The organism is Devosia sp. FKR38 (assembly GCF_005222805.1).
Taxonomy (GTDB): Bacteria; Pseudomonadota; Alphaproteobacteria; order Rhizobiales; family Devosiaceae; genus Devosia.
In genome coordinates this window covers 137,836-150,564 of the sequence record NZ_STGC01000002.1, presented here as the reverse complement: position 1 = coordinate 150,564, position 12,729 = coordinate 137,836, and the positions used below count along the sequence as shown (strand labels likewise).

The 12,729-nt window shown below is 63.6% G+C and carries 10 protein-coding genes; 6 read left to right on the top strand and 4 right to left on the bottom strand.

What is annotated here, in order from left to right:
- Positions 1-13: 13 nt before the first annotated feature.
- The 4 genes from E8M79_RS00665 to E8M79_RS00650 are packed head-to-tail and all read right to left on the bottom strand — an operon-like array spanning position 14 to position 3,957.
- A complete protein-coding gene (locus E8M79_RS00665) occupies positions 14-1,054 on the bottom strand; it encodes an ABC transporter ATP-binding protein (protein ID WP_137150003.1) in 1,041 nt (346 codons plus the stop codon).
- A 36-nt stretch (positions 1,055-1,090) separates the two neighbouring features.
- The gene (locus E8M79_RS00660; RefSeq protein ID WP_137150002.1) at positions 1,091-1,906 is read right to left on the bottom strand and encodes an ABC transporter permease subunit; all 816 of its coding nucleotides are present in this window, start codon (positions 1,904-1,906) and stop codon (positions 1,091-1,093) included.
- On the bottom strand, positions 1,903-2,793 hold the full coding sequence (locus E8M79_RS00655; protein WP_137150001.1) for an ABC transporter permease subunit: 891 nt from the start codon (positions 2,791-2,793) through the stop codon (positions 1,903-1,905). Before E8M79_RS00655 ends, E8M79_RS00660 begins: the two co-directional genes overlap by 4 nt.
- Before the next feature lie 9 nt (positions 2,794-2,802).
- Complete coding sequence (locus tag E8M79_RS00650; RefSeq protein ID WP_137150000.1) at positions 2,803-3,957, bottom strand: extracellular solute-binding protein; 1,155 nt, start codon at positions 3,955-3,957, stop codon at positions 2,803-2,805.
- A gap of 333 nt (positions 3,958-4,290) precedes the next feature.
- On the opposite strand from E8M79_RS00650, the gene E8M79_RS00645 reads away from it, so the two are divergent.
- From E8M79_RS00645 to E8M79_RS00620, 6 genes are all read left to right on the top strand, one after another.
- On the top strand, positions 4,291-7,374 hold the full coding sequence (locus E8M79_RS00645) for a glycoside hydrolase family 38 C-terminal domain-containing protein (RefSeq protein ID WP_137149999.1): 3,084 nt from the start codon (positions 4,291-4,293) through the stop codon (positions 7,372-7,374).
- A gap of 520 nt (positions 7,375-7,894) precedes the next feature.
- Entirely contained in the window at positions 7,895-9,694 is a 1,800-nt protein-coding gene (locus E8M79_RS00640) for a methyl-accepting chemotaxis protein (RefSeq protein ID WP_248304847.1), read from the top strand.
- Entirely contained in the window at positions 9,694-10,188 is a 495-nt protein-coding gene (locus tag E8M79_RS00635; RefSeq protein ID WP_137149998.1) for a chemotaxis protein CheW, read from the top strand. The genes E8M79_RS00640 and E8M79_RS00635 overlap by 1 nt, the downstream gene beginning before the upstream one ends.
- A 115-nt stretch (positions 10,189-10,303) precedes the next feature.
- The gene (locus tag E8M79_RS00630; protein WP_137149997.1) at positions 10,304-10,909 is read left to right on the top strand and encodes a molybdopterin-dependent oxidoreductase; all 606 of its coding nucleotides are present in this window, start codon (positions 10,304-10,306) and stop codon (positions 10,907-10,909) included.
- Positions 10,902-11,639 (top strand): FAD-binding oxidoreductase, encoded by a 738-nt coding sequence (locus tag E8M79_RS00625; protein ID WP_137149996.1) that lies wholly within the window; start codon positions 10,902-10,904, stop codon positions 11,637-11,639. Before E8M79_RS00630 ends, E8M79_RS00625 begins: the two co-directional genes overlap by 8 nt.
- A 160-nt stretch (positions 11,640-11,799) precedes the next feature.
- Positions 11,800-12,729 (top strand): VOC family protein, encoded by a 930-nt coding sequence (locus E8M79_RS00620; protein ID WP_137149995.1) that lies wholly within the window; start codon positions 11,800-11,802, stop codon positions 12,727-12,729.

Sequence of the window (12,729 nt, the reverse complement as noted above, 5' to 3'; positions counted from 1 at the left end):
ATCAGCCGACCGCTCAGGCGGTCGGCTGGCTGCGATAGGGCTTTTCGCCGTCGCGATAGATGGCGTGCCGCTTGGCCGTCAGCGTCAGCGAACTGCCCTCGCGCACCGGATGGGTCTTGTCGAGATGCACGGTAATAGCCGTGCCATCGGCATGCTCGGCCTCGGCCAGAAGGAATGGACCGAGGTTGACCACGCGCTTGACCAATACGGTGGTGCCCGTCTCGGTGATGGCGAAATCCTCGGGTCGGATGGCCAGCGTGGCCGGGCCATCGCTGAAGCCGGCATCGAGATCAAAGCCGCTGGCCCGGATCCGGCCGCCGCTCACCGCGCCCGGAATCATGTTCATGGTGCCGATGAAATTGGCCACGAACTGGGTTTGCGGATTGGCATAGATATCGTCGGGCGTACCCACCTGCTCGATGGCGCCCATCGACATGACGACGATGCGGTCGGCCAGCGCCAGCGCCTCGTCCTGGGCATGGGTGACGAACAGCGTTGTGATCTTGAGCTTGCGCTGGATCTGCCGCACCTCTTCGCGCAGCCGCTCGCGCAGATGCTGATCGAGGCTGGCGAAGGGCTCGTCCATCAGCAGGATCTTGGGCTCCAGCACCAGGCACCGGGCGATGGCCACGCGCTGCTGCTGCCCGCCCGACAATTGCCGCGGCATGCGCTTGTGATAGCCACCCAGGCCCACCAGCTCGAGCGCCTCCATCACCTTGGTCTCGATGGCGGCCTTGCTCAGCTTGCGCAGCTTGAGCCCGAAGGCGACATTGTCGAACACATTCATATGCGTCCACAGCGCATGGCTTTGGAACACCATGGCCGTCGGCCGTTTGTCGGGCCGCGTATGGGCCACGTCCTGCCCGGCGATCAGCACCTGGCCCGAGGACGGCGCCTCAAAGCCGCCGATCATGCGCAGCAGCGTCGACTTGCCCGAGCCCGACGGCCCCAGCAGGCACACCAGCTCGCCATCGGCAATGTCCAGCGACAGCGGGCTGACCGCCGTCATCTTGTTGAATTCCTTGGACACCCCGGCAAGGCTCAGACTGGCCATATCAATACTCACTGTTTGGAAAGTGGCCGGGCACCATCATGCGCCCAGGCCCTTGGCAAAGGAATCCGAGCCCATCACCCGGCGGGCCAGCAGCAGGGCCACCAGCGAGGGCACCCACAGGGCCACCGACAGCACGGCGCCATATTGCACCACGAGCTGATTGTTGATCATCGACATCATCAGCAGCGGCATGGTCTGGACGCGCGGCGCCCCCACCAGCCAGGCGCCCTCGGTCTCGTAGAAGGTCCACACGAACGTCATCAGCAGCGCTGCGCCGATGGCCGGCAACGCTTGCGGCAGCGTGATGTGCCAGAAGACGCGCAGCGGCGAGGCGCCGACGTCCATGGCGGCCTCTTCCATGTTCCGGCTCACCGCCTGGAAGGCCGCCGTGGGCAGCCAGATCATCAGCAGGATCGTGTTGAGCAGCTGGATGATCACCACGCCCAGATAGGTACCCACCAGGTTCAGCGTCAGGAACAGCACGGCGATGGAAATGATCAGCGCAAAGCGCGGGAACGCATTGCCCATCAGAAAGCTCATCATGAAGAACTGCTTGCCCGGAAACTCCATGCGCGCAAAGGCATAGGCGGCCGGCAGGCAGATCACCGCCGACAGCGCCGTCACGATGGCCGACAGCTGCACCGAGGTGAAAAACGCCGCCCAGACGTCGGGGCGCTCCAGCACCTTGAACCAGTAGCGCAGGCCCCATTTGGTCGGCAGCACAGAGGGGTAGAACCACTGCTCGGTAAAGGCCCACAGGAACACCGTGACGATGGGCAAGAGGATGAAGAAGATCAGGAACAGCGCCAGCACATAGCCGGGCCAGTCGAGCCGTTTGATAAAGCCGATCATTTCACCAGCTCCGCAGCGCGGCGCTTGGCGATGGAGCGCACATAGGCCAGCCCCGCCACCGAACACAGCGCAAACACGATTGTGGCCTGCGTCGCCGCCTGCAGCGGATCCCGCACGGTTGAAAAGGTCCGCAGCATGAAGGGCCCCATCATTTCGGGCGATGTGGGCCCCAGCATGAAGGGCATGAAGGCCTGGCCGAAGAGGCCCAGGAAATTGAGCGAGGTCACCACCAGCAGCGAGTTCTTGATCTGCGGCAGGATGATGCTGAACAGGATTCGCAACCGCCCGGCGCCGACGTCCTGCGCCGCCTCGATGGCCGAGGTGGCAATGCCCGACATGCCGGCGGTCAGCACCAGCAGGGTAAACGGCATCGCGTCCCACACCATGCCGATCACCGGTCCCCAGGGCGTCAGATACGGCGACTGGAAGCCGCCGATCCCCACCACTTCGAGCAGGGTCTGCAACAGGCCATTGGGGCCCAGATAGCGGATCAGCGCATAGACGATCACGATGCCCGGCACGAACATGGGAAACAGCGCCAGCACCTGGATGAACACCGCCAGGCGGCCGCCCTTGAAGCGCAGATAGATGGCGATGGGCAGATTGATCGCGATCAGCAGCACCATGGTCACGATCGTGGTCCAGAAGGTGCGGCCCAGATTGGTCAGGCTATAGCTGTCGGAGAAGAAATACAGATAGCTCGCGATCGAGAAGGCATAGCTGCCGTCCGGCTGGCGAACATAGATCGTGCCCCAGATGCTGCGCAGCGCCGGGTAGAACAGGAACACCGCGATCAGCAGGATCGGCGCGGCGATGAAGAGGAGGCCCGTGGGCCTCCACTTCACCAGCGGCGCGCTCGCCGGGGCCGTGGAGAGCGTGTCGCTCATGGTGTTCGGTCAGCCCCGGGTCAGGTTCGACGCGACATTGCGATACCAGCCGTCGAACAGATGCGATTCCCAGGGGCCCGGGAAGGTCGGGATCGAGGTGGTCGCCACATTGGCGAACTTGGCCTGCAGCTCGGGCGACATTTCCGACCAGTTGATGCTGGGGAAGCCGCCAAGCTCGGACACCACCTTGTTCTGCACTTCCGGCGAGATCAGGAAATCGGCCAGCTTGAGCGACATCTCGTGATTGGCCGCATTGGTGGGCACCAGGACGCTCGAATAGCCGCCGATGAAGGCCAGGTCCTGCAGCTGCGCCACGGCGGTGGTCTCGGGCACCACGCCTTCGTTCATGGCCACCAGCGCCATGTCCGACCAGGCGATGGTCATGGTGATCACGCCGCTGGCCAGCAGCTGGATCGAGGGGGTGTTGCCGCCGGTATATTCGCCGCCCTTGTACAGCGAGGGAGCGAGATCGTTCAGCAGGGCCCACAGCTTGGTGAACATCGGCTCGGCATATTCGTCCGAGTAGTTGTCGTTGGTGAACAGGCTTTCGTCGCGCCCCATCACTTCCTGCAGGGCCCGCTCGATAAAGCAGGCGCCGCTGTCGCCCAGGTCCGGACGGGCATAGGCGAACTGGCCCGGATTGGCCTTGATCCACGCCACCAGCTCCTCGAAGGTCTTGGGCGGGGTCGGCACCTTTTCGCTGTTGTACATCATCACGACCTGCGAGCCGCGATAGGGCAGGGACCACTGGTTGTCGATGACCGCCGGGTTGACCTTGCTCATGTTGGGCAGGTTGAGCGTGGAGAAATCGTCCCACAGGCCAGCCTCGATGGCGCCTTCGGGATGGTAGGGGCCAATGGCCTCCATCATGTCGATCTGCGGATCGGTGCCCGACTGCAGCGCCGCAAAGGCGCGCTCGGCCAGGGCGTTCATCGAAGCGCCGCCGCCACCCGAAACCAGGTTCAGCGTCGTGCCCGGATTGGCGGCCTCGAAGGCCGGCTTAACCGCCGAAGCCCAGAATTCCACCACATTGGTGTCGCTGTTAAAGAAGATGTCCAGCGTGCCCTCGGCCGCCAGCGCTGTCTTCCCCATCAGCCCGGCCGCCACACTGCCCAGCCCAACGGCTGCAGTGCCCTTCAGAAATTCACGACGCTTCATAACCATGATCTACCTCCAAGTTCCCGGTCTGCGCTATCCGCTGTGCTGGCACTGTTGCATGGGCATTCGACATTGCTTTTCCGTCCGCCACGCTGTCATTTGTCGCGCCCAGGGCTCTCGCCACGAAACTTAATCAGCTAACATGCATTTAATCCGATGTGTCAAGCCAGGATTCCCGGCCAAAATTTGATCGAGGCCTCTGCCAAAATCGTGGGAAAAAGCCAGTAAATATGGACTTTTGCCCCGCTTCCATCTTAAATCCAGTATGATAAATTATTCCGTGATCGGACGCGATTGGTCGCCGAAGTCGACACTTGCGAATACTCAGGAGGATACCAAATGCGTCACTACCGCGATCGTCAGCGCAATCTGGAGCAGCTGACCGACCACCTTGATACCTGGCGTGAGGAACTGGTCGCCTGGGAACTGCATGACCGCAGCCCCATTGGCCCCTGGACGTTGCAATCGCCCGAAGGCGAAGTGCGCAGCATTGTGGTGGGCGACGCCTGGTCCAACCGCTTTGGCATCCACAGCTTCCGCTCGGGCCTGCTGACGGTCGCCGGCCGCGCCAATGCCGAACTGCGCCTCGATTTTGGTGGCGAGGCTCTGGTGCGCCTGTTTGCCGAGGACGGCACGCAGCTCGATGCCTTCGGCGCCAATCCGCAGCACAAGCGCTTTGCCCCGCTGCCGCAGGTGCCCTTTGTCATTGTAGCCGAAGTGGCGGCGCGCTCGCTGTTCGGCATTCCCAATCGCGATCCCCGGCTGGAGATCGCCGAGATCGTCAGTGTCGAGCCGCAGATCCGCGCCCTGCGCCGCCGCATCGAAACCATCTGCAGCACTGCCCAGACCGTCAAGGACGCCGAACTGGCCCGCTCGCTCTGCGACGTTGCCGAGATCGGTCTGTCGCAGCTGCGCCTGCCCACCGCCACCGCCATTGTCGGCCCGCGCCTGGCAGACCAGACGCGCGCTCAGCGCATCTGGGAGCGCAGTTTCGAGCCGACCAATACGCCGGCCCTGCTCGATGCCGATGCCCTGGCATCGGTTGACGCCGCCATCGCCGCCATCGACGCGGGCCTGGCCGAACTGCGCCAGCGCTATCCCAAGCAGGGCAAGATCCTGGCCACCGGCCATGCCCATATCGACTATGTCTGGCTCTGGCCGCAGCCCGAGACCGTGCGCAAGATCGTGCGCACCTTCAACAGCGTCAATTCGCTGATGGACAAGCACCCCGAGTTCACCTTCCTGCAGTCTTCCTCGCTGTTCTACAAGCATGTCGAGCAGGAAGATCCGGCCCTGTTCGAGGCCATCAAGCAGCGCATCGCCGACGGCCAGTGGGAGGTCAACGGCGGCATGTTGATCGAGTGCGATACCAACATGCCCTCGGCCGAAGCCTTCATGCGGCAGTTCCTGCTCGGCCAGGCCTATTTCCAGCGCCATTTCGGCTTCATCAACCGCACGGCCTGGCTGCCCGACACCTTCGGCTTCACCGGCGCCATGCCGCAGATCATGGTCCATGCCGGCATCGAGACTCTGGTCACCATCAAGGTGAGCTGGAGCGAAACCAACAAGATGCCGGAAAACCTGTTCCGCTGGAAAGGCAACGACGGCTCCACGGTGCTGGTGCACACCTACAATGCCTATGACAATGACGGCTACAACATGCTCATGCGGCCCCAGGCGCTGGATGAAGTCTGGAGCAAGCATGCCGGCAAGGATCTCACCGACACCGTGATCGCCACCTATGGCTGGGGCGACGGCGGCGGCGGTCCCGATCCCGATCAGATCGAGGCCTTCCCCATCCTCAACCTGATGCCGCAGCTGCCCGCTATCACCCATGGCAATATCCAGCAGCATATCGATACCATCAGTGCCGAACTGCGCGATGCCGCCGTGCCGGTGTGGTCGGGCGAGATGTATCTCGAATATCATCGCGCCACCCTCACCACCCAGGCGCGCACCAAGCAGCTCAACCGCCGGGCTGAACTCGCCCTCGTGGCGGCTGAGGCGACCAGCGTTCTGGCAGCCCTCAGCGGCGCCGGCGCTGCCATGCCCGTGCTGGGCGATGATTGGGAGCTGATGCTGCGCAACCAGTTCCACGACATCCTGCCCGGCTCGTCCATCCGCGAGGCCTATGTGCAGACCGAGGCGGAACTTGAGGGCATTGTCGCGCGCAGCGAAGCCATCGCCGCCCAGGCGCTCGCCCGCATGGCTGGCCGCAGCAGCGGTGCCCAGCAGGGCCTCGCCGTCGCCAATATCTCCGGCACGGCCAAGCCGCATTGGCAGATCCAGTCGCATGAGCCGCTGCCCGCAAGCCTGGCGCCCCAGCAGGTCGGCGATCTCTATATTGCCGCGTCCGATCGCGCCCTGGCCCCGCTCAGCCTCGGCTTTGTTGCCGAGGCCAGCACGCGCAGGGTTACGGTCTCCGATCGCCAGCTGGAAAACGATCTGGTGCGTGTCACCATCGATGCCCACGGCCGCATTGCCTCGCTGTTCGACAAGCGCCGCAATCGCGAGCTGATCGACGGCGCGGCCAACCGGCTGATGGTCTATCGCAACGATCTGCCCCGCAACTATGACGCCTGGGATATCGAACCGGGCTTCTCGCTGGGCGGTGAGGAACTGCTCGAACTCGAGAGCTGCACCGTCACCGCCAGCGGTCCGCATCTGGGTGAAATCACCATCGTGCGCACCCTGAGCGCCAGCCGCATCACCCAGAAGCTGCGCCTGTGGAGCAACAGCCCGCGTCTCGACATCGTCACCGATATCGACTGGCACGATCGCCGCACCTATCTGCGCGCGGTGTTCCCGGTCACGGTCATGGCCGAACAGGCTGCCTTCGATCAGGCCATCGGCGTCACCCAGCGCGCCACCCATGACAACACCACCTGGCAGCAGGCGCAGTTCGAGGCCTGCGGGCACCGCTTCGTTTCGCTGGGCGAGGCCGATTGGGGCGCCGCGCTGCTGTCGGCCGACAAATACGGCTTCTCGGCCAAGGGCAATGTCATGACCCTGAGCCTCGTGCGCGGGCCGATGTATCCCGACATGCTGGCCGACGAGGGGCATCACCACTTCACCTATGCCATTATGCCGCATGATGGTCGCTGGTGGAGCCCTGAGGTGCAGTCCGAGGCCGACCTGCTGGTCGATCCGCTGCGCTTCACCCCGGCTTCGGCCGAGGCAGGCTACGATATTGCCCCGGTGCAGTGGTCGGGCCTGGACATGCGTCTGCATGCGCTCAAGCCGGCGGAATCCGGCGATGGCTATGTGCTCCGCCTGTCTGAATCGGCCGGGCGGCGCGGTGCGCTGGCCGTTTCGCTGCCCGAAGGGCGAGTTGCTCAGGCCGTCGATGGACTGGAGCGCCCGGTTGACCAGGCAGAGGCCACCAGCTTTACGCCGTTCCACCTGGCCTCGATCCGGTTCTAGTTGCGATTGGCGCGCCCAGGTCCATGGCATTGGGCGCGCCGGAAAACTCTTTGCTGTGAGTGTTTTGCCTTAGCGTTAGTGGCCTCTTGCGCCATTGCTGGCAATTTTACGCCATCGCCCTTTCCTGCGCCAGGCGCGGGATTTGCGACGCCAATAACGCCAGCGCCCGGATTATTAAACTCCCTAGCGGAATCATATACTCTTTGGCGGGTGCTCTGAGTCCTGACCAGTTACGTAGCATATTTTAAGTGCTACGGTGGAACAAACATGGCTTTGCTTTTGGAAATTCTAATCGCATTGTTGCGTTCTGCAAAAGTAAGACAATTTACATGCTTCCCCGATTGCCGGTAAGTCAATCAACCTCAAATTTGTTACTTGTATTCCGAGTTTTACTTTGGAGTGCGCCGAAAACGTCAGGTTCTAACTCAGGATTTGGCATTCGTTAAGACTCATCATCCATAGTTGCTTCCAAATGAGCCGCGAGAGTGGTTTGCGGTACTCGGAGGTAGGGCATATGGGAATGAGCATGTTCATGGGCAGCGCCAAGCGGCAGCAGCTCGAGGACGCGTCACGCATCTTGATGGCGATGTCGAGGTCGCTTGCGGTGATCGAGTTTTCGCTGGACGGCACGATCTTGCGCGCCAACCCGAATTTTCTGTCTCTGCTGGGCTATGAGCTCAGCGAGGTGGTCGGGCAGAAGCATCGCATGTTTATGCAGCCGTCGGACGCGGCCAGCCCCGCCTATACAGAATTCTGGGCCGCGCTCGGGCGCGGCGAGTTCATGTCCGCCGAATATAAGCGCATCGGCAAGGGCGGCAAGGAAGTCTGGATTCAGGCCTCCTACAACCCTATCATTGGCGACGATGGCAAGGCCTATAAGGTCGTCAAATTCGCCACCGATGTGACCGCGACCAAGCTGGCTGCCGCCGAAGCGGCTGGTCAGCTTGCTGCAATCGGCAAGTCACAGGCCGTCATCGAGTTCTCGCCCACCGGCGACATCTTGACGGCCAATGAGAACTTCTGCTCGGCCCTCGGCTACCAGCTTGGCGAGATCAAGGGTCGCCACCACAGCATGTTCGTGCAGCCGGCCATGGTCTCCAGCCCGGAATATCGGGAGTTCTGGGCCGCGCTCGGCCGCGGCCAGTTCCAGGCGGCCGAATATCTGCGCATCGGCAAGGGTGGCAAGGAAGTTTGGGTGCTGGCCTCCTACAACCCGATCTTCGATCTCAACGGCAAGGTGGCCAAGGTCGTCAAATTCGCGACCGACATCACCGGACGCAAACGCGCCGTCAGCGACCTGGGTGAGGGCCTCGCCAGGCTGGCCGAGGGCGATCTGCGCTGCCGCATTGAACAGCCCTTTGGCGCCGATCTCGAGCCCGTGCGCATGGCTTTCAACGACACGGTAGAACGCTTCAGCAGCATTGTTGCGCAGCTGCGCAGCACATCGAGCACGCTCAAGACCGCGACCGGCGAGATCCTCTCGGGCGCCAATGATCTGGCGGAACGCACCACCAAGCAGGCCGCAGCGATCGAGGAAACCTCCGCTGCCATGGAACAGCTGGCGGGCACCGTCAACGAGAATGCCAAGCGCGCCGAACAGGCCAATGCCAAGGCCCGCATCGTTTCCCACACCGCTGAAGAGAGCGGCGAGGTCATGGCCCAGGCCAATACGGCCATGGATCGCATCTCCTCCTCCTCGTCCAAGATCTCCAATATCATCGGCATGATCGACGACATCGCTTTCCAGACCAATCTTCTGGCGCTGAACGCTTCGGTGGAAGCGGCCCGCGCTGGTGACGCCGGCAAGGGCTTTGCCGTGGTCGCCGTGGAAGTGCGCCGTCTCGCCCAATCGGCGGCCGGCGCCTCCAGCGAGGTCAAGGTGCTCATCGAGCAGTCGGCCAATGACGTCAAGGATGGCTCGCGCCTGGTGGCCGATGCCGCAGGCAAGCTCACCTCAATGCTGTCCAGCGCCCGCGAAAACACCGAGCTGATGAACGCCATCGCCTCGGCCAGCGCCGAGCAGTCCAATGCCATCGCCGAAGTCACCACGGCCGTGCGCCAGATGGACGAGATGACCCAGCACAATGCCGCTCTGGTGGAACAGACCAATGCGGCCATCGAGCAGACCGAAGGTCAGGCCAGCGAACTCGACCGTATTGTCGAAATCTTCGTAATTGATGGGCAGAATCAACGCATGGAGGTCGCGGCCGCACCGCGTCCCGCCACAGCCCGGCCGGTCAAGGCCGCCGTCAGGAGCGCGGCACGTTCCTATGGCACGCATGGCAATGCTGCCATCGCTGAAGATTGGAATGAATTCTGATGGACGCTGCACTGAGCTTTGAAACCAACGACGTCGGCAATCTGGGCAATCCCGATGCCATGGCGACCACGGCCTCGGCCAATCAGTTCGTGACCTTCACCTGCGGCGACAAGTCCTACGGCATCGACATCATGGCCGTGCGCGAGATCCGCAGCGGCTCCACCACCACCGAGCTGCCCAATCAGCCCTATGGTGCCAAGGGCGTGCTCGATATCCGCGGCAGCATCATCCAGGTCTATGATCTGGCCACCATGCTGGGCGTCGGTGGCGGCTATGGCGAAACCAGCGCCAGCCAGGTTGTGCTGGTCGTCTCGCTGCCCGGCAGCGATGTGGGTCTGCTGGTCGATGCCGTGTCCGACATCATCTTTGCCGAAGGCGCTGACTGCCAGCCCGTGCCGCGCGGCGGCCGTGGCGAAGTCGTCGGTGGCCTCATCCGCAATGAAGATCGCCTGATCGCCATTCTCAACCTGGCCGCGCTCTTCCCCGACAATTGATCGGCTCGCCGCGCCGCGCAGGGCTGCATCTCTGGCGATGCCCTTGCGGCGCGGCCGCCTCCTGATCCAGACTGGCTCTATCGGCTGCACCTGTGCGCAGCCCGGAGCGCATGTCATGGTCACCCGCGGCTTTACCGGCCGGCCCCGCGCCGCCGATCCGACCACCCGCATTCCCCCCGGCCAGCATCTGGTTGATTATTTTCCCGTCCTCTCGGCCGGCCCCACGCCCCATATCACGCCCGAAAAATGGCGCTTCACGCTCAAGATCGGGCCGCGCCCGGTCAAGACCTGGAGCTGGGACGCGTTCAACGCGCTGCCCATGACCAAAATGGTGCGCGACATTCACTGCGTCACCACCTGGTCCATGCTCGACAGCCAGTGGGAAGGCGTCTTGATCGACGATATCCTCGCCGATGCCTTCATCGAGCCGCCCACGCCCTTTACGCTCGCCCACAGCTTTGACGGCTATTCCACCAATGTGCCCACCGCCGACCTGACCACCGGTAAGGCCATGGTGGCGCTCAAATATGCCGGCAAGCCGCTTGAGCGCGACCATGGTGGCCCGGCGCGCCTCCTGGTGCCGCATCTCTATTTCTGGAAATCGGCCAAGTGGATCAATGGTCTGCAGTTCACCGAGCGCGACGAGGCCGGTTTCTGGGAACTGCGCGGCTATCACATCTATGGCGATCCCTGGCGCGAGCAGCGTTATACCCATGATTGACGCCGACACCGGCTGGCAGACCGCCGTCATCACGGCCATCGTGCCGCGCACGGCTGGCATCACCAGCTTCATCTTCAAGCTCGAGCGGCCTTTCCGCCATCGGGCTGGCCAGCATGTCGACCTGCGCCTCACCGCGCCCGATGGCTACCAGGCCCTGCGCAGCTATTCGATCGCCTCCGCGCCCGACGCCAGCGGCACGATCGAGCTGGCCATCGAGCGCATCGATATCGGCGAGGTCTCGCCCTTCTTCCACGACGTCGCCGCCGTTGGCGACGAGATCGAGCTGCGCGGCCCCCTCGGCGGCCATTTCGTCTGGCGCCCCACCGATGCCGGCCCGCTGCTGCTGCTCGGTGGCGGTTCCGGCCTCGTGCCGCTGATGGCCATGCTGCGCCAGCGCCAGCAGGACGGCGTCGCCACGCCCACCCTGCTGCTGCAGGCCAGCCGCAGCTGGGACGATGTGCTCTATCGCGATGAACTGCTGGCCGATGCCGCCCGGCCCGATGGTCCGCTGCTGCGCTTTGCCCTCAGCCGCAGTGCGCCCGTGCGCGCCGAGGACTATGGCCGCCGCATCGATGCCGCCATGCTGGCCGATGCGCTGGCCCTGCTGCCGGCGCCGCCGGCCATCAGCTTCATCTGCGGCAGCAATGGCTTCGTCAACACCGCCGCCGACGCCCTGGTCGGCCTGGGCATCCCGGCCGATACGATCCGCACCGAGCGCTACGGCGGCTGATCGCGCCGACGCACTGAGATTTCCGATCAATCGGCGGCGCACGTTCAAAGATCGACAACAATCCGTTGTCCGCCCCCCGGCTTCTGCTGCGGACGCGCTTCACCCATCTTGAGGGCAAGCAAACACACACGGTCCCAGTGACCGGCATCAGGAGATTGCCATGCTCAACCAGATCAACGGCCTGCACCACGTCACGTCGATGGCTGCCGATGCGGCGGTCAACAATGATTTTTTCACCAACACGCTCGGCCTGCGCCGGGTGAAAAAGACCGTCAATTTCGACGAGCCCAGCGTCTATCACCTCTATTATGGCGATGAGGTCGGCTCGCCCGGTTCGGTGATGACCTATTTCCCCTTCCCGCACATCGCCCGTGGCCGCTTCGGCACCGGCGAGGTTGGCACCACCGTGTTCTCCGTTCCCAAGGGCAGCCTGGGCTTCTGGGCCGAGCGGCTGCAAGCCCAGGGCGTCACCGGCCTTGGTCGCGACGAGAGTTTTGGCCAGCAGCGGCTGACCTTCCGTGGCCCTGATGGCGATTTTTTCGCGCTGGTCGAGACCGACGGCGATGATCGCGCCGCCTTCGTGGGCAATGGCATTGCCAGCGCCGAAGGCATCCGCGGCTTCCACTCGGCCTCGCTGCGCCTGCGCGACAGCGGCGCCACCGAGGAACTGCTGGGCTTTATGGGCTACCAGCCCGTCGATACCCACGCGGGCATCAAGCGCCTGGCCATCCCCGGCGGCAATGGCGCTGACTTCATCGATATCGAGACCGTTCCCGATCTCGGCCGTGGCCAGCTCGGCGCCGGCTCGGTGCATCACATCGCCTTTTCGGTGAAGGATCGCGCCGCTCAGCTGGCGGTGCGCAATGCCCTGCTGGATACCGGCTATCAGGTGACCCCGGTCATCGACCGCGACTATTTCTGGGCCATCTATTTCCGCACGCCCGGCGGCGTGCTGTTCGAGATCGCCACCGACGAGCCCGGCTTTGACCGCGACGAGGACACGGCGCACCTGGGTGAGGCGCTCAAGCTGCCGATCCAGCATGAGCATCTGCGCGGCCGGCTCGAAGCCAGCCTGCAGCCCCTGGCCTAA

What these genes read in the sequence shown, in the direction of transcription:
- E8M79_RS00620 (WP_137149995.1), top strand. Translation starts at nt 11,800, where the DNA reads ATGCTCAACCAGATCAACGGCCTGCACCACGTCACGTCGATGGCTGCC.
- E8M79_RS00660 (WP_137150002.1), bottom strand. Translation starts at nt 1,906, where the DNA reads ATGATCGGCTTTATCAAACGGCTCGACTGGCCCGGCTATGTGCTGGCG.
- E8M79_RS00635 (WP_137149998.1), top strand. Translation starts at nt 9,694, where the DNA reads ATGGACGCTGCACTGAGCTTTGAAACCAACGACGTCGGCAATCTGGGC.
- E8M79_RS00630 (WP_137149997.1), top strand. Translation starts at nt 10,304, where the DNA reads ATGGTCACCCGCGGCTTTACCGGCCGGCCCCGCGCCGCCGATCCGACC.
- E8M79_RS00650 (WP_137150000.1), bottom strand. Translation starts at nt 3,957, where the DNA reads ATGGTTATGAAGCGTCGTGAATTTCTGAAGGGCACTGCAGCCGTTGGG.
- E8M79_RS00625 (WP_137149996.1), top strand. Translation starts at nt 10,902, where the DNA reads ATGATTGACGCCGACACCGGCTGGCAGACCGCCGTCATCACGGCCATC.
- E8M79_RS00645 (WP_137149999.1), top strand. Translation starts at nt 4,291, where the DNA reads ATGCGTCACTACCGCGATCGTCAGCGCAATCTGGAGCAGCTGACCGAC.
- E8M79_RS00655 (WP_137150001.1), bottom strand. Translation starts at nt 2,793, where the DNA reads ATGAGCGACACGCTCTCCACGGCCCCGGCGAGCGCGCCGCTGGTGAAG.
- E8M79_RS00665 (WP_137150003.1), bottom strand. Translation starts at nt 1,054, where the DNA reads ATGGCCAGTCTGAGCCTTGCCGGGGTGTCCAAGGAATTCAACAAGATG.
- E8M79_RS00640 (WP_248304847.1), top strand. Translation starts at nt 7,895, where the DNA reads ATGAGCATGTTCATGGGCAGCGCCAAGCGGCAGCAGCTCGAGGACGCG.